The sequence below is a fragment of the Streptomyces sp. NPDC057010 genome (assembly GCF_042673805.1).
In the GTDB taxonomy this organism is placed as follows: domain Bacteria; phylum Actinomycetota; class Actinomycetes; order Streptomycetales; family Streptomycetaceae; genus Streptomyces.
In genome coordinates this window covers 1-16,491 of the sequence record NZ_JBHUSC010000012.1, presented here as the reverse complement: position 1 = coordinate 16,491, position 16,491 = coordinate 1, and the positions used below count along the sequence as shown (strand labels likewise).

The window sequence follows — 16,491 nt, the reverse complement described above, 5'->3', positions numbered from 1 at the left end:
GATGTGACAACGTGGCGGCCCTCATTCCCCGCCGGAGACGAACGCCGCCCGCAGCTCCTCCTTCAAGGACCGCTGGAAGGCCGTCACCAGGGCCTGCACCACCATCGGCTGCATGTGCGCCGACAGCGCCTTCATCGACTCCACCCGCTCCGGATCGCTCTCGCCCTGGGTGAACGGTCCCCACACCTCGTCCCGGAACAGCGCCGTCAGTTCGTGCGCCGCCGACCTGGTGTGCTCCACCAGCACCTTGCGCGCCGCCAGGATCGTCTCGTGCGCGATCGGCACGTCGAGCAGCGCCACCCCCAGCCGCAGCAGCCCCACGTCCACCCGGAACCCGTCCCCCGAGGCGGAGAGGACGTTCATCGCCGTCAGCCGCCGCACATCGGAGTCCGACAGGCTCCGCCCGGCCCGCTTCTCCAGCTCCGCCCTTGACACCTCCTGCGCCGAATCCGGGGCCCAACTGGCCACCAGCGCCCGGTGGATCGCCAGATCGTGCGCGCTCAGATCGTCCGGCAGCGCGTCCAGGTAGCGCTGACACGCGGACAGGGTCATGCCCTGGTGCTGCAACTCCTCGATCAGCGCCAGCCGGGAGAGGTGCTCGGGGCCGTAGTGGCCCACCCGACGAGGGCCGATCACGGGAGGGGGCAAAAGCCCGCGCGTGCTGTAGAACCGTACGGTACGGACGGTGACGCCCGCCCTGGCCGCCAGCTCGTCGACGGTGAGCATCGGCTCGGGTGCCTGGTCGGCCATCGTCTGCGCCTCGCTCTCTGCTCAACGGCTTGGGTTCAACAGTATTGCTGTCGCACCAACGATGTGAAACGGCCAGGAGCTGCCCATGACCACGAAACTGCGACTGCCCGGACGCCCCGAGGAGCTCACCCTCCCCGCATTGCTGGCCCGCAACGCCGCCGAGTACGGGGACCTGCCCGCCCTGTCGTGGCGTGCCGGCGAGGGCTGGGAGACCCTCGGCTGGAGCGAGGTGCGCCGCAAGGTCGCCGTCCTCGCCTCCGGCTACGCCGCGCTCGGCGTCGGGCGCGGCGACCACGTCCTGCTGATGATGGGCAACCGCCCCGAGCACTGGCTCAGCGACCTCGCCCTCGTCCACCTCGGCGCCGTCCCCGTCACCGTGTACGGGACCTCCGCGCCCCAGCAGATCGCCCACATCGCCCGCCACAGCCGGGCCAGGGTCGCCGTGGTCGAGGGCGCCCGCGAACTCGCCCGCTGGGAGCCGCTGCTGGCCGACGCCGGGGTCCCCCTGGAGCGGCTGGTCGTGGCCGAGGCCGCGGAGGCCGGCCCGCACCGCACCTACGGCTCCCTGTACGCGAGCGGAGCCCGCCTGCACCGCCCCGACGCCTTCGACAAGGCCTGGCAGGAGACCCGCCCCGAGGACCCCCTGACCGTCGTCTACACCTCGGGCACCACCGGCGACCCCAAGGGCGTCCGGCTGACCCACCGCAATATCCTGCTCCAGGCCGTGCGCCTCGACCGGAACGTGGACCTCCCCGAGCACGCCGAGCACATCTGCTACCTGCCCTTCGCGCACATCGCCGAGCGGGTGCTGGGCATCTACCTGCCCCTGCTGCGCGCCGCGCACGTGCGGCTGTGCGCCGACCCCACCGCCGTGTCCGGCGCCGTCCGCGAACTGCACCCCGTGCAGTTCTTCGGCGTGCCCCGGGTCTGGGAGAAGCTCGCCGCCTCCGTACGGGCGGTCCTCGCGCAGCTCCCGCGGGAGCAGCGCGAGGCCATCGAGGCAGCGAACGACCTCGCCCGGGCGCGGGCCGGCCACCGGGAGCGCGGGCAGGCGGTGCCGCCCGCGCTCGAAGCCTCGTACGCGAGGGCGAAGGAGCAGGTGCTCGACCCGCTGCTGGGCCTGGCGGGCCTGGACCGGCTCGTCTGGACGGCCAGCGCGACCGCGCCGATGCCGATCGACGTGGTCCGCTTCTGGGCGGGCTGGGGGATCACCATCATGGACGCGTGGGGGCTGACCGAGACCTCCGGCGTGTGCACGGTCAACAGCCCCGACGGCTTCCGGCTCGGCTCGGTGGGCCGCCCCATCGAGGGGCTGGAGCTGCGGCTCGCCGAGGACGGCGAGATCCTCACGCGCGGCGCGACCGTCTTCGACGGCTACCTGCGGCCCGACGGCTCGGTGGAGAGCGCGTCCGACGCGGAGGGCTGGTTCCCGACCGGGGACGTCGGCCGGCTCGACGAGGACGGCTTCCTCTGGCTGACGGACCGCAAGAAGGAACTGATCATCACCTCGAACGGCAAGAACGTCTCCCCGGCGCTCGTGGAGAACACCGTCAAGGAGCACCCGCTGATCGGCCAGGCCCTGGTCCACGGCGACGGCCGCTCCTACCTCGTCGCCCTGCTGGTCCTGGACCCGGAGCTGGCGCCGGTATGGGCCGCGGCCCGGGGCATCGAGGCCGCCTCCATGGCCGAGCTCGCCGAGGACCCCGCCGTACGGGCGGAGATAGCCCGGGCCGTCGAGACCGCCAACGCGCGGCTCAACCGGACCGAGCAGATCAAGCGCTACCGGCTGCTCACCGGGGAGTGGGGGCCCGAGACCGGCGAGCTGACCCCCTCGCTCAAGCTCCGCCGCCGGGTGATCCGCGAGAAGTACGGCGCGCTGATCGACGGCCTGTACGCGGACTCGTACGAAGCCCCGTAACCCGGACGGGGCGGTGCCGCACTCCGCACCCGGCGGGACGGACCGGGTGCGGGGCGCGCGGGCAGGCCTAGCGGCCGATCAGCGGGTAGTGGTCGGAGAGGTTGGTGTAGGTGTAGGAGGTGCCCCAGCTGGAGACCGTCCAGGGCGCCGACTGCTCCTTGACCACGTTGTTCTCCCAGCCCGCCGGACGGGCGTTGCCCTTGCGGTACAGGACGTAGTCCAGGTCCTCGCGCGGGTCCGTCGGGTAGCGGTAGTTCGCGATCGAGTTCAGCGCGGTGTCGAAGGAGTACGGGTGGCCCGTGCGCGTGTCGGAACCCGCCAGGTCGGCGTTGGCGAGCATCGAGGCGTACTCGGGGGTGCGCGAGTCGACGTTCATGTCGCCCGCCACGATCACCTGCTCGGCCGCCGGGATGTTCTTCCCGTCCAGGAACGCGTCTATCGCGCGGAACTGACGGGCGCGCATCTCCGCCGCCTCGCCCGCGTTGCAGCCGGGATCGGTGGACTGCGCGTGGGTGCCGACCACGTGCACCTTGGTGCCGTTCACGTCCAGCACGACGTAGGCGAAGCCCTTGTTCGACCACCAGTCGGCGCCGCAGGCGTCCTTGTAGACGACCTGCTCCTTGCGGACTATGGGCCACTTGCTCAGGATCGTGACGCCGCCGTCCTCCGGGGTGGTGGAGGAGTAGGCGCCGCCCGTGGCGTCCCAGCCGCTCTTGCTGCGGCCCACGACCGGGGTCTGGTACGGGTAGCGGGCGGCCGCGTTGGCCTTCAGCGCGTCGGAGGCGCCGTTGTCGAAGGCCTCCTGGAGCACGACCACGTCGTGGCCCTGGAAGAAGGAGGCCTTGGGGATCTCCGCGGCCCGGTGGTCCTGGCCCCAGTTCGGGTACAGGTTCTTGCTCATCAGGAACACGTTGTACGACAGGACGCTGAGCCGCGGCGCGGCGGCCGGTTCCGCCGCCGCGGCGGAGGGCGCGGTGGTGACGGCCAGCGTGCCGGCGGCGACCGCGGCGACGGCCGCGGCGGCGGCCCGGTGACGGCGGTGCGAGGTGTGCAGCATGAGGTCTCCATCGTTCCTGTGGGGAAGATCGGCTTCGCCATCCAAGCAGCCGCGGTTACCTCTGGGTAACACCCGTGACAAGACTTTCTGTCGGGCCCGGGACATCGTGGGGGCGCGATACTGGGGGGACCAGCAAGAACGCGCACCGGGGGCACGTGGATGAGTACGACGCAGCAGCCTGCCGAGCGGACCCCGCCGAGCGGGACCGCCGGCCGGACCGACCCCGAGCCGCCCCCGCCCGGCGGGGTGCTGTGGACCATCGCCGGGGACGTCCGGGCGCTGCTGATGCTGCCCGCCGCCTTCACCATGCAGGTCGCACACCCCGCCATCGCGGCCGGGGTCGACCAGTACTCCGTCTTCCGCACCGACCCCTGGGGCCGCGGCGAGCGCTCGCTGCGCTCCGTCCAGCTGTGGGTGTACGGCGGGGAGGACGCCGCCGAGGAGGGCCGCCGGGTACGCCGCCTGCACAAGGAGATCCAGGGCACCGACACCCGCGGGCGGCGCTACCACTCCCTCGACCCCGCCTGCTACGCCTGGGTGCACGCCACCGGGTTCCCGGTGTACACGTACGCCGGGCGCTACCTGCTGCGCCCCTTCACCCCCGCCCAGGAACGGCAGTTGTACCAGGAGTGGCTCCAGGTGGGCCGGATCCTCGGGCTCCGCGACCGGGACATGCCGCAGAGCATCGAGGAATACCGGGAGTACTGGGGCCGGATGCTGGCCGAGGAGATCGATCCGACCGCCGTCGCCCGCGAGCTGGTCGCCACCGACGTGCCGCTGCCCCGGCCCGAGGGCGGCGGACCGCTCGCACGGCTGCTGCTGCGGCTCGCCTGGCCCGTGCTGCGGCCGGCGTTCCTGCACTTCCGGGCCTTCGTCTCCGTCGGCTACATGCCGCCCGAGGCGCGCGCCGCCATCGGGCTGGAGTGGAGCCCGGCCCAGGAGCGCAGGCTCAGGCGGTTCAGTACCGCCGTACGGCTCCTCGCACCGCTGCTGCCGGAGCGGCTGCGGTACCTGCCGATCGCCCGTCGGGCGCGGGCGCAGTGGCGCGCCGGCGCCCGCTGAGGGGCGCCGGCGCGCGAGGTCCCGTACGGCCGGGGCCGGGGCCGGGGCTCAGTTCCGGGCTTCGTGCCCGTGGATCGTGTTCGTCTCCGCGATCTTCTTCCACGACTTCGGCTCCGCCGCCGGCTTGACGGGGGCCGCCTGGAGCGAGCGGGCCGTCGGGGCCTTCGCCGTCCCGTTCAGCGCCGAGGCGTCCGGCTTGCCCGGGGTGTACAGCCAGGTCTCGAACAGCTGGGCCAGCGGCTTGTTCGACACCTTCTCGGCGTACCGGACGAAGTCGCCGACCTTGGCGTTCCCGTAGGCCCGCTCGGTCGGCCAGCCCTTCAGGATCTGGAAGAACTTCTCGTCGCCGATCTCGTTGCGCAGCGCCTGGAGGGCGATCGCACCGCGGTCGTAGACGGCCCCGTGGAACTGGTTGTCCGGACCAGGGTCACCCGGCTTGACCTGCCAGAACGGGTCCTCGGCGGGGCGCAGGGCGTACGCCCAGTCGGCGAGCTCCTGCGCGGTGCCCTCGCCCTCCTTCTCCGACCACAGCCACTGGCTGTAGCGGGCGAAGCCCTCGTTGATCCAGATGTCCTTCCAGCCCTCGACGGACACGCTGTCGCCGTACCACTGGTGGGCGAGCTCGTGCACGACCACCGAGACGTTGGCGCCGTTCGAGAACTGGCGCGGGCCGTAGAACGGGCGGGTCTGCGTCTCCAGCGCGTAGCCGGCCGTCACGTTCGGCACGTAGCCGCCCAGCGCGTTGAAGGGGTACGGACCGAAGACCCCCTCCAGCCACTCGGCCACCTCACCCGTCCGCTCCACGCTCGCGCGGGCCGCCCCGGCGTTGTCGCCGAGGTCCTTGGCGTACGCGTTGAGGACGGGCAGTCCGCTCGCCGTCTTGTCGGTGGTGATGTCGAACCTGCCGACCGCGAGCGTGGCGAGGTAGGTGGCCTGCGGCTTGTTGGAGCGCCAGTTGTACCTGGTCCAGCCCAGCCGCGAACTCTGCGACTGGAGCACGCCGTTGCTGATCGCCTGCGTGCCGTCCGGGACGCTCACGGAGACGTCGAAGGTGGCCTTGTCGAGCGGGTGGTCGTTGCTCGGGAACCACCAGGCGGCGGAGTGGGGCTCCTGCGCCGCGACCCCGCCGTCGGGCGTGCGCTGCCAGGCCGTCCAGCCGTCCACCTTGAACTCGGAGGGCTTGCCCGCGTACTTGACGACGACGGTCACCGGGGTGTTGCGGGCGAGGGGCTTCGCCGGGGTGACCTCCAGCTCCTGCGCGCCCGAGGTGGCGAACTTCGCCTTGGCGCCGTTCACCCGGATCTCGCTGACCTGGAGGCCGAAGTCGAGGTTGAACCGGGACAGGTCCTGCTTGGCGGTGGCGAGGAGCGTGGCGGTGCCCTCGAGGAGGTCGGTCTTCGGCTCGTACTTCAGCCGCAGGTCGTAGTGGGACACGTCGTATCCGCCGTTGCCGCTGGCCGGGTAGTAGGGGTCGCCGATACCCGGGGCGCCCGGACCGGAACTCGCCGCCGATGCCGGGATCGCCAGCAGCAGGGAGGCGGCGAGCACGCTCGGGGCGATGACTTTGCGGTGCACGAAAGGCTCCAAGTGGTAGGGGAGTCATGTCGGTTGGATGGCTCGTCGTTCGACCGTATTCACCCCTGCGTCCCAGGTCATGTCCATGGCGCCCCCTGTCACACGATCGCCATTCGGCCGTCACACCGCCGCCGCCCCGCACGGGCCCGTGGCCAGGGCGCCGAGCGCGCCGAGCAGCCACATCAGCGCCCTCGCACCGCCCGCGGAGGGACCGAAGAAAGGCCAGAAAGAACAGGGCCGGCCGCACCAGGCGGGCGGCATCAGCCAAAATCCAGCCCCGCCGGCGATTGAGGCGCGGGGTTCGGGGCAGCGCCCCGGCAACGGCGCCGCACCCGGCACACATCCAGCCCCGCCGGCGTTTGAGGCGGGGGCTCGGCGCGGCGGCGGACGGCGGCGGGGGTTCCCGGCATACTGAGCAGTCGGTAACCTGCCCGGCATGACGATTCCCGCGCTCGCCGCCCGGCACGCCTGGCACGGTGCCATCAACCCGCTGCACTCCACGGTCTACTTCTCCCCGGACTACCTCAAGGAGCTCGCCGCGCTCGGCGTGGCCGACCCCGGCGCCGCCAACCTCGCCGGCCGGGCCGCCGCCATGGGCCCCGTGGGGGCCGGCGTCGTGGCGGCCACGTTCTACAACTACCGCTACGAACACCTCGCCCGCGTCCTGCCCGCCGTCTGGGACACGGTCTCCCCCGAGCAGGTCATCGCCGCCCGCTACCGCGCGGCCGACAGCACCCTGCGCCGGCTCCTCGGCGACGAGACCGTCGAGTCCCCCGAGCTCGCCGAGGCCGCCGAGCTGGCCATACGCGCCACCGAGGGCTGCACCCGCCACGCCCGCACGCTCTACTCCGCCCACGCCGACCTGCCCGTCCCCGAGCAGCCGCACCTGCGGCTCTGGCACGCCGCCACCCTGCTCCGCGAGCACCGCGGCGACGGCCACCTCGCGGCCCTGCTCATCGTCGGGCTCGACCCGGTGGAGGCCCTCGTCAGCCACGGCGCCACCGGCAAGGGCATGACCTCCAAGTGGCTCAAGGCCACCCGGGGCTGGCAGCAGGCCGACCTGGACGCCGCCGCCGGGCGCCTGCGCGAGCGCGGCGTGCTCGACGCCGACGGCGAGCTCACCGAGGACGGCCTGGCCCTGCGCGAACGGCTGGAGACCGAGACCGACCGGCTGGACGCCGCCCCGTACGAACACCTCGGTGCGCAGGGCCTGGCCCGCCTGGCGGAGCTGGGCGGCGGCTTCGTGCTGAAGGCCGTCGCGGCCGGCGCGTTCCCGGCCGACCTCCGCGGCAAGGGCTGACCCGCACGGACCGATCGGCAGGGGTCCCGCCGACCGCCGCCGCCACCTGCCACAATTGGCAGCCTTCCAGTGCAAACGAAGGCAGGCGGGACCCGATCGTGACGATGTCCATCGAAGGCAGGATCGCCGAGGAGCTCGGCGTACGGGAGCGGCAGGTCAAGGCCGCCGTCGAGCTGCTCGACGGCGGCTCCACCGTGCCGTTCATCGCGCGCTACCGCAAGGAAGCGACCGAGATGCTCGACGACGCCCAGCTGCGCACCCTCGAGGAGCGGCTGCGCTATCTGCGCGAGCTGGAGGACCGGCGCGCCGCGATCCTGGACTCCGTACGGGAGCAGGGCAAGCTCGACGCCGAGCTGGAGGCGCGGATCAACGCGGCCGACACCAAGGCCCGGCTGGAGGACATCTACCTCCCCTTCAAGCCCAAGCGCCGCACCAAGGCCCAGATCGCCCGCGAGGCCGGCCTGGAGCCGCTCGCCGAGCGCCTGCTCGCCGACCCCTCGGTGGAACCGGCCGCCGCGGCGGCCGCGTTCGTCGACGCCGACAAGGGCGTCGCCGACCCGGCCGCCGCCCTGGAGGGAGCCCGCGCCATCCTCACCGAGAAGTTCGCCGAGGACGCCGACCTCATCGGCGAACTCCGCGAGCGCATGTGGGGCCGCGGCCGGCTCGCCGCGAAGGTCCGCGAGGGCAAGGAGGAGGCGGGCGCCAAGTTCGCCGACTACTTCGACTTCGCCGAGCCGTTCACCGCGCTGCCCTCGCACCGCGTCCTCGCCATGCTGCGCGGCGAGAAGGAGGACGTCCTCGACCTGACGCTGGAGCCGGAGGAGCCGGGCGAGACGCCCGGCCCGTCCACCTACGAGGGCATCGTCGCCCGCCGCTTCGGGATCAACGACCGCGGCCGGCCCGGCGACAAGTGGCTCGCCGACACCGTCCGCTGGGCCTGGCGCACCAAGATCCAGGTGCACCTCGGCATCGACCTGCGCATGCGGCTGCGCTCGGCCGCCGAGGACGAGGCCGTACGGGTCTTCGCCGCGAACCTGCGCGACCTGCTGCTCGCCGCGCCCGCCGGCACCCGCGCAACGCTCGGCCTCGACCCCGGCTTCCGTACCGGCGTGAAGGTCGCCGTCGTGGACGCCACCGGCAAGGTCGTGGCCACCGACGTCATCCACCCGCACGTCCCCGCCAACCGGTGGGACGAGTCCCTCGCCAAGCTGGCCCGCCTCGCGAAGGAGCACGCGGTCGAGCTCGTCGCCATCGGCAACGGCACGGCCTCCCGCGAGACCGACAAGCTCGCCGGGGACCTCATCACCCGCCACCCCGAGCTGAAGCTCACCAAGGTGATGGTCTCGGAGGCCGGCGCCTCCGTGTACTCGGCCTCCGCCTTCGCCTCGCAGGAACTCCCCGGCATGGACGTCTCCCTGCGCGGAGCCGTCTCCATCGCCCGCCGCCTCCAGGACCCCCTCGCCGAGCTCGTCAAGATCGACCCGAAGTCGATCGGCGTGGGCCAGTACCAGCACGACCTGTCCGAGGTGAAGCTCTCCCGCTCCCTCGACGCGGTCGTCGAGGACTGCGTGAACGGCGTCGGCGTGGACGTCAACACCGCCTCCGCGCCGCTGCTGTCGCGGGTTTCGGGCATCAGCGGCGGACTCGCCGAGAACATCGTCGCCCACCGCGACGCCAACGGCCCCTTCCGCAGCCGCAAGGGCCTCAAGGACGTGGCCCGGCTCGGCCCGAAGGCGTACGAGCAGTGCGCCGGCTTCCTGCGGATCCGCGGCGGGGACGACCCGCTGGACGCCTCCGCCGTGCACCCCGAGGCCTACCCGGTGGTCCGGGCCATGGGCAAGACGGCCGGCGGCGAGGTGGCGGCCCTCATCGGCAACACCGGTGTCCTGCGCTCCCTGCGGCCCGAGCAGTTCGTCACCGAGGCCTTCGGCCTGCCCACGGTCACCGACATCCTGCGCGAGCTGGAGAAGCCGGGCCGCGACCCGCGCCCCGCCTTCAAGACGGCCACCTTCAAGGAGGGCGTGGAGAAGATCGGCGACCTGACCCCGGGGATGATCCTGGAAGGCGTCGTCACGAACGTGGCCGCCTTCGGCGCCTTCATCGACATCGGCGTCCACCAGGACGGGCTGGCGCACGTCTCGGCGTTGTCGAAGACCTTCGTCAAGGACCCCCGGGACGTGGTCAAGCCGGGCGACATCGTCCGCGTGAAGGTCATGGACGTGGACATCCCGCGCAAGCGGATCTCGCTCACCCTGCGGCTGGAGGACGAGGCAGACCGCACCGCCGGCGCGCCCAGGCAGCGCGAGGAACGCCAGGAGCGGCGCGGCGGCGGCCGCCCGCCCCAGCAGCGCGGCGGCACGGGCTCCCGCGAAGGCGGCCGGAACCAGGGCCAGGGGCAGGGCCAGGACCAGCGGAACCAGGGCCGGCGCGGCCAGGGCCAGGGTCAGGACCGCCGGCAGGGCGGCGGAAACGCCCCCGCCCCCGCCAACAGCGCCATGGCCGACGCCCTGCGCCGGGCCGGCCTGACCGGCCCCGAGGAGCGGCGAAAGCGCTAGTCAGCGCAGGTGCGTGAGGGTCTTCCCGCGGAATGGCCGAATAGGTTCCCCGGATTGGGGGGCACCTTGCCAACTCGCGTACAAGATCTGTAGGCATGGTGGAACGCCCGTTCGTCACCTGGCGGACGGGCCTCCGCTTTTCCCCTCAGGACCGCATTCCCCGAGGCCGCCTTGAAGGCACAGGACACCATGCCCATGCCCACGCACGCCTACCGACGCTGCCCGAGAAAGGGTCCGAAGAGGGATCACATGCCCCACCGGCAACTCAGCCTCCGCAAACGGTGCGAGAACATTCTCGGCCAACTGGATCTGACCCATCCGTTCTCGCTCGATGCGCTGTGCAACCGAATAGCCGAGCAGCGCGGCCGCCCCATACGGCTGCACCCGCTCCCCAAGGAGGCCGCGGAGTCCGGCGTCTGCGGGCTGTGGGTGGGCACGGCCACCGTGGACTACGTGTTCTACGAGGCCCAGACCACCCCGCTGCACCGCGAGCACATCGTGCTCCACGAGCTCGGCCACATCCTCTTCGGGCACAACTCGCTGGAGGGCGAGGAGGCCGACGGCGGCGCCCCGACCGTGCTCGGGCGCACCAACTACACCACCCGCCAGGAGCAGGAGGCGGAGATGCTCGCCAGCATGATCCGCATCCGCACCGCGAACTCCGGCCCGCACACGGCCGCCGGGGCCCACGGCACGCTGGCCCGGCTGGAGTCCGCCATGGGCTACGAGCGGGGGGAGAGATGACCGCCGCCGGCCTGACCGACTTCGGCAACTCGCTCGCCGTCCCGAGCGTCGTCATCCTGTGGATCGCGGTCCTGCTCCGCGCCCCCGGCGCCCTGCGCTCCCCGCAGCAGCGCGGCCTGTGGCTGGCCGTCGCCACCGCCGCCGCCGCGATGACACTGAACCTCCCCGACGTCGTCGCCTACGCCATGAGCCGCGGCGCCGGCTACGCCCACACCATCGGCCTCGTCCGCAACCTCATCGGCGTGCTGTCCGCGGGCGCCGTGATCTACTTCGTGGCCGCCACCACCCGCGGCCGCCGGCTCCAACTCGCCTCGTGGATCGCCACGGTGGCCTGGCTCTCCGCGCTGATCGCCCTGGACCTCGCGGCGCCCGCGCACGGCACCCACACCATGCCGCCCGTCGGCGATCCGGTGCCCTCGCTCGCGTACTGGCTGGTGCTGATCTCCGCGCACGTGGTCGCCAACACCATCTGCGTCTCCCTGTGCTGGCGCTACAGCCGCCGCAGCGAGAGCCGCGGACTGGCCGCCGGGCTGCGGCTCTTCGGCCTCGGTACCGCGCTCGCCGGCGTGTTCTGGTTCGCGTACCTCCTCAAGGCCCTGTTCGGCAGCACCTGGGCGATGCCCGCCCTGCCGCTGCTGATGAACCTGCACGGCCTGCTGCGCGCCGCCGCGATCTTCGTGCCGACCCTGTTCACCTTCCGCCGGACCGCCGCAGACATCGCCACCGCCTGGCGGCTGTGGCCGCTGTGGCGCGACCTGGTCCAGGCCGTCCCGCACGTGGCCCTCAACAAGCCCCGGTCGGGACGGGTGGTGGAGCTGCTGTGGCCGCCGGTGCCGCGCGACATGCTCGTCTACCGCAAGGTCATCGAAACGCGCGACGCGATCCTCATCCTGGGGGAGTACGTGGCTCCGGGCGCCCTGGAGCTCGCCCGCGGCCGGGTCGCCGGGCGCGGGATCCCCGAGCAGCGGCGCACCGCGGCCGCGCTGGCCTCCGTACTCAAGGAGGCGCGGCAGGCCAAACTCGCCGGACTGCCCGGGCACGCGGGGGAGTCGGCCGGGCTGGAGCTGCCCGCCGCGATCCAGAGTTCGCACGAGGGCGGGGACCTGGCGGACGAGGCACGGTTCCTCGTCGACGTCGCGCAGGCCTACGGCTCGGCGGGCGGCAGCGAGGAAGAGGAAGTGAAGGTGTCGTGAGCACCACCGTACTGATCACCGGGGCCAGCGCCGGACTGGGCGCCGCCTTCGCCCGCGGCTTCGCCGCCAAGGGCTGCGACCTGGTCCTCGTCGCCCGCGACAAGGACCGGCTGGAGGACGTCGCCCGGGAACTGGGGCGGGAGTTCGGCACGGTCTGCGAGGTGCTGCCCGCCGACCTGCTGGACGCGGCGCAGTGCGCGGCCGTCGCCGAGCGGCTCGCCGACCGGGACCGGCCCGTGGACGTCCTGGTCAACAACGCGGGCTTCGGACTGCCCGCGCCCTTCCCGTACAGCCCCGTCGAGGACGAGGAGCGGATGCTCGACCTGCTGGTCAAGGTCCCGCTCCGGCTGACCCACGCGCTGCTGCCCGGCCTGCGCGAACGCCGCCGCGGGGCCGTCCTCAACGTCTCCTCGGTGGCCGGGCTCCTGCCGACCGGGACCTACGGGGCCGCCAAGGCCTGGGTCACCGCCTTCAGCGAGTCCCTGCGCGTGGACATGGAGCCGTACGGGGTCCGGGTGCTGGCGGTGGTGCCCGGCTTCACGCGCACCGAGTTCCAGGAGCGCGCCGGGATGGACGTCAGCTCCCTGCGCGAGGCCGTCTGGCTGCAGCCGGAGGCCGTCGTCGCGCGCGCCCTGCGCGACCTCGCGCTGCGCCGGCCGCTCAGCGTCACCGGCCGCCGCTACCGGGCCTACGCCCTGGCGGCCCGCCACCTCCCGCGGGGCTTCGTGGCGCGGAGGATGGCCCGCACCCGGCGCGCCCCGGCGGACCGGTCACAGGAGCACGAGCACTGACGTCACCGCGGCAGACCGATGCGCGGCCCGGTGACCGGTCCGCGCACGGTGTGCTGTGAAGGGGACGGATCAGCAGCCGCCGTGTCCTCCGTATCCTCCGTGTCCTCCTCGGCCGTGGTGACCGCTCCAGTTGCCGTGTCCGCCCCAGCCGTTGTCGTCATCGTCGTCCCAGCCGCCGTGACGCCAGCCACTGTTGTGCCAGCCGCCGCCGTCGTCATCGTCGTCGTCCCAGCCGCCGCCGGTGACGTAACTGACGGATTGGGTCGGGGTCGCCGCGGAGGCGGTGCCCGCCGTGCCGAGCGCGGCCCCACCGGCCATCAGGAGACCGGCGGCGGAGACCACGAAGAGGCGCTTCGCTCTCAGTGCATGCATGAGAAATTCCCTTTCCTTCCACCCGCCCACACCTCTGCGAGGCATACGGGGAGCGGAACCGCGGCCGCAAAATCGACATGCGCAGCGCGGATCGGATACAGGGCCGCGGGAAATGCGGAGGCACACGTCCGGCCACAGGGGGTTCGACCCCGGCGGCGCGGAGCTCCGGCCATGGGGGCGTGCTCCGCGGTTGCGGCTCTCACTCACAAAGGCTAGTCGCGTTCGACCACGGGGGCACCTTGGGACGTGCCCCCGTGGTCAATACACCTAAAGCTCGGTCACCTTGCCGTCAGCGACCCGCAGCCGGCGGGTCACCGAGACGGCGTCCAGCATGCGGCGGTCGTGCGTGACCAGGAGCAGCGTGCCCTCGTACGCCTCCAGGGCGGACTCCAGCTGTTCGATGGCCGGGAGGTCCAGGTGGTTCGTGGGCTCGTCCAGGACCAGCAGGTTCACCCCGCGGCCCTGGAGCAGCGCCAGGGCGGCACGGGTGCGCTCGCCGGGGGAGAGCGTGGCCGCCGGGCGCAGCACGTGGGCCGCCTTGAGGCCGAACTTGGCCAGCAGGGTGCGCACCTCGGCCGGCTCGGTGTCCGGGACCGCCGCGCAGAAGGCCTCCAGCAGCGGTTCGTCGCCGAGGAAGAGGCCGCGCGCCTGGTCCACCTCGCCGATCAGGACCCCGGAGCCGAGGGTCGCGGAGCCCGAGTCCGGCTCCAGCCGGCCGAGGAGGACGGCCAGCAGGGTGGACTTGCCCGCGCCGTTGGCGCCGGTGATCGCCACCCGGTCGGCCCAGTCGATCTGCAGGCTGGCGGGGCCGAAGGCGAAGTCCCCGCGCTTGACGGCCGCCTCGCGCAGGGTGGCGACCACCGAGCCGGAGCGCGGGGCCGCCGCGATCTCCATGCGCAGCTCCCACTCCTTGCGCGGCTCGTCGACGACCTCCAGCCGCTCGATCGCCCGCTGCGTCTGGCGGGCCTTGGCGGCTTGCTTCTCGCTCGACTCGCCGCGCAGCGCCTTGCCGATCTTGTCGTTGTCGCTCGACTTGCGGCGGGCGTTGCGCACGCCCTTGTCCATCCAGTTGCGCTGCATCTGCGCCCGGCCTTCGAGGGCGGCCTTCTTGTCCGCGTACTCCTCGTACTCCTCGCGGGCGTGGCTGCGGGCCCGGGCCCGTTCCTCCAGGTAGGAGTCGTAGCCGCCGCCGTAGAGGTTGATCTGCTGCTGGGCCAGGTCGAGCTCCAGGACCTTGGTGACGGTCCGCGTCAGGAACTCGCGGTCGTGGCTGATCACGACCGTGCCCGCGCGCAGCCCCTTGACGAACTGCTCCAGCCGCTCCAGACCGTCCAGGTCCAGGTCGTTGGTGGGCTCGTCGAGCAGGAACACGTCGTAGCGGGAGAGGAGCAGGGAGGCGAGGCCCGCGCGGGCCGCCTGGCCGCCGGAGAGCGCCGTCATGGGGAGGTCGAGACCGACGGTGAGACCGAGCTCGGCGGCGACCTCCTCGGCCCGATCCTCGAGGTCGGCGCCGCCGAGGTTCAGCCACTGGTCCAGGGCCGTCGCGTAGGCGTCGTCCGCGCCCGGCGTGCCGTCCACCAGCCCCTGCGTCGCCGCGTCGAGCTCCGCCTGCGCGGCGGCCACGCCCGTGCGCCGGGCCAGGAAGTCCCGTACCGACTCGGCGGGCCGGCGCTCCGGCTCCTGCGGGAGGTGGCCCACGGCGGCGGTGGGCGGGGAGAGCCGCAGCTCACCGGTCTCGGGGGTGTCCAGCCCGGCGAGGAGGCGCAGCAGGGTGGACTTCCCGGCGCCGTTGACGCCGACGAGGCCGATGACGTCGCCGGGCGCGATGACGAGGTCGAGATCGGCGAACAGCGTGCGCTCACCGTGCGCGGCGGTGAGCTTCTTGGCGACGAGGGTTGCAGTCATGATCTGCCGATCCTATCCGCGCCGGGGGTCATGGCCGTAAAGGTGGGAAGCGCGTCATTGCGGCCATCGGGGTCCGCGTCACACCATGAGGCCATGTCGTTGCGAAACGTGCTCGTCGTCCTCTACGACGGGGTGCAGAGCCTGGACGTGACCGGGCCGGTGGAGGTGTTCGCCGGGGTGGCCCGGTTCCCCGGGCTGTCGGGGTCGGGGTACGGGATCCGGACGGTGTCGCTCGGGGGCGCCCCGGTCCGGACGAGCAGCGGGCTCACGCTGGTGCCGGACGGGGAACTGGAGAGCGCCCGGCCCGGGGCCGGGACCACGCTGCTGGTGCCCGGGGGCCGCTACACGGCCGACTTCGAGCCGCGGCTCGTCGAGTGGCTGCGCGCCTACGGGGGCGGGGCGGAGCGGGTGGTGTCCGTGTGCACGGGAGGGCTGCTGCTGGCCGAGGCCGGGCTGCTGGACGGGCGGCGGGCGACGACGCACTGGAACGCGTGCGAGCGGATGGCGCGGGACTATCCGGAGGTGGTGGTCGAGCCGGACCCCATCTACGTACGGGACGGGCCGGTCTCCACCTCGGCCGGGGTCACGGCGGGGATCGACCTCGCGCTGGCGCTGGTGGAGGAGGACCACGGGCGGGACGTGGCGCTGACGATCGCCCGGCACCTGGTGGTGTTCCTGCGGCGGCCCGGCAACCAGGCGCAGTTCAGCGCGCAGCTGGAGGCGCAGACGGCGCGGCGGGAGCCGCTGCGGGACGTGCAGCAGTGGATCACGGAGCACCCGGACGGGGACCTCAGCGTGGAGGCGCTGGCCGCGCGGGCTCGGCTTTCCCCGCGGCACTTCGCCCGTGCCTTCCAGTCGGAGACGGGGGTGACGCCGGGGCGGTACGTGGAGCGGGTGCGCGTGGAACACGCGCGGAGGCTCCTGGAGGACAGCGGGGCGGGCGTCGCCCAGATCTCCCGTGCCTGTGGCTACGGCACCCCGGAGGCCCTGCGACGCGCCTTCGTGAAGACCCTGGGCCAGTCCCCGGCCGAATACCGCCGCCGCTTCGGCCCCTGACCCCGCGCCTCAAACGCCGGCGGGGCTGGATGGTGCCGGGTGCGGCGCCGCTGCCGGGGCGCTGCCCCGGACCCCGCGCCTCAAACGCCGGCGAGGCTGGATTTTGGCTGATGCCGCCCGCCTGGTGCGGCTGGATTGCCCGCAGGGCAATTTCAGCCCCTCCGGCGTTTGAGGAGCGGGGGTCCGGGGGCAGCGCCCCCGGCCACGGCGCCG

The 16,491-nt window shown here is 72.9% G+C and carries 13 protein-coding genes; 8 read left to right on the top strand and 5 right to left on the bottom strand.

Going from position 1 to position 16,491, the window contains the following annotated elements; all coding sequences use genetic code 11:
- Nucleotides 1-21: 21 nt before the first annotated feature.
- Complete coding sequence (locus ACFTXQ_RS14330; protein WP_382640174.1) at nt 22-750, bottom strand: MerR family transcriptional regulator; 729 nt, start codon at nt 748-750, stop codon at nt 22-24.
- A gap of 85 nt (nt 751-835) precedes the next feature.
- Between ACFTXQ_RS14330 and ACFTXQ_RS14325 the strand changes: the two genes are divergently transcribed.
- Nucleotides 836-2,668, top strand: coding sequence for an AMP-dependent synthetase/ligase (locus tag ACFTXQ_RS14325; protein WP_382640171.1), 1,833 nt, complete (start codon nt 836-838; stop codon nt 2,666-2,668).
- Between the two features lie 67 nt (nt 2,669-2,735).
- On the opposite strand, the gene sph is transcribed toward ACFTXQ_RS14325, so the two are convergent.
- Nucleotides 2,736-3,725: a sphingomyelin phosphodiesterase gene (gene sph / locus ACFTXQ_RS14320; RefSeq protein ID WP_382640168.1), complete on the bottom strand. Its 990-nt coding sequence runs from the start codon at nt 3,723-3,725 to the stop codon at nt 2,736-2,738.
- A gap of 159 nt (nt 3,726-3,884) precedes the next feature.
- Between sph and ACFTXQ_RS14315 the strand changes: the two genes are divergently transcribed.
- Nucleotides 3,885-4,787: an oxygenase MpaB family protein gene (locus ACFTXQ_RS14315; RefSeq protein WP_382640165.1), complete on the top strand. Its 903-nt coding sequence runs from the start codon at nt 3,885-3,887 to the stop codon at nt 4,785-4,787.
- A gap of 48 nt (nt 4,788-4,835) precedes the next feature.
- Here ACFTXQ_RS14315 and ACFTXQ_RS14310 read toward each other — a convergent pair whose 3' ends face one another.
- Nucleotides 4,836-6,362, bottom strand: a complete 1,527-nt coding sequence (locus ACFTXQ_RS14310) for a M1 family metallopeptidase (protein WP_382640162.1) — start codon at nt 6,360-6,362, stop codon at nt 4,836-4,838.
- A gap of 436 nt (nt 6,363-6,798) precedes the next feature.
- On the opposite strand from ACFTXQ_RS14310, the gene ACFTXQ_RS14305 reads away from it, so the two are divergent.
- From ACFTXQ_RS14305 to ACFTXQ_RS14285, 5 genes are all read left to right on the top strand, one after another.
- Nucleotides 6,799-7,662 carry a hypothetical protein gene (locus ACFTXQ_RS14305; RefSeq protein WP_382640159.1) on the top strand — a complete coding sequence of 288 codons (864 nt, stop codon included), beginning with the start codon at nt 6,799-6,801 and terminating at the stop codon, nt 7,660-7,662.
- Between the two features lie 98 nt (nt 7,663-7,760).
- A complete protein-coding gene (locus ACFTXQ_RS14300; RefSeq protein WP_382640156.1) occupies nt 7,761-10,217 on the top strand; it encodes a Tex family protein in 2,457 nt (818 codons plus the stop codon).
- A gap of 249 nt (nt 10,218-10,466) precedes the next feature.
- Nucleotides 10,467-10,961 (top strand): hypothetical protein, encoded by a 495-nt coding sequence (locus ACFTXQ_RS14295; RefSeq protein WP_382640153.1) that lies wholly within the window; start codon nt 10,467-10,469, stop codon nt 10,959-10,961.
- Nucleotides 10,958-12,154 (top strand): MAB_1171c family putative transporter, encoded by a 1,197-nt coding sequence (locus tag ACFTXQ_RS14290; RefSeq protein ID WP_382640152.1) that lies wholly within the window; start codon nt 10,958-10,960, stop codon nt 12,152-12,154. The genes ACFTXQ_RS14295 and ACFTXQ_RS14290 overlap by 4 nt, the downstream gene beginning before the upstream one ends.
- A complete protein-coding gene (locus ACFTXQ_RS14285; protein ID WP_382640149.1) occupies nt 12,151-12,945 on the top strand; it encodes an SDR family NAD(P)-dependent oxidoreductase in 795 nt (264 codons plus the stop codon). The genes ACFTXQ_RS14290 and ACFTXQ_RS14285 overlap by 4 nt, the downstream gene beginning before the upstream one ends.
- Nucleotides 12,946-13,014: 69 nt before the next feature.
- Here ACFTXQ_RS14285 and ACFTXQ_RS14280 read toward each other — a convergent pair whose 3' ends face one another.
- Nucleotides 13,015-13,317, bottom strand: a complete 303-nt coding sequence (locus ACFTXQ_RS14280) for a hypothetical protein (protein WP_382640146.1) — start codon at nt 13,315-13,317, stop codon at nt 13,015-13,017.
- Between the two features lie 267 nt (nt 13,318-13,584).
- Nucleotides 13,585-15,222 carry a ribosomal protection-like ABC-F family protein gene (gene abc-f / locus ACFTXQ_RS14275; RefSeq protein ID WP_382640143.1) on the bottom strand — a complete coding sequence of 546 codons (1,638 nt, stop codon included), beginning with the start codon at nt 15,220-15,222 and terminating at the stop codon, nt 13,585-13,587.
- 93 nt (nt 15,223-15,315) lie between these two features.
- Here abc-f and ACFTXQ_RS14270 point away from each other — a divergent pair, with 93 nt between their 5' ends.
- Nucleotides 15,316-16,278 carry a GlxA family transcriptional regulator gene (locus ACFTXQ_RS14270; RefSeq protein WP_382640140.1) on the top strand — a complete coding sequence of 321 codons (963 nt, stop codon included), beginning with the start codon at nt 15,316-15,318 and terminating at the stop codon, nt 16,276-16,278.
- The last annotated feature ends 213 nt before the right edge of the window (nt 16,279-16,491 follow it).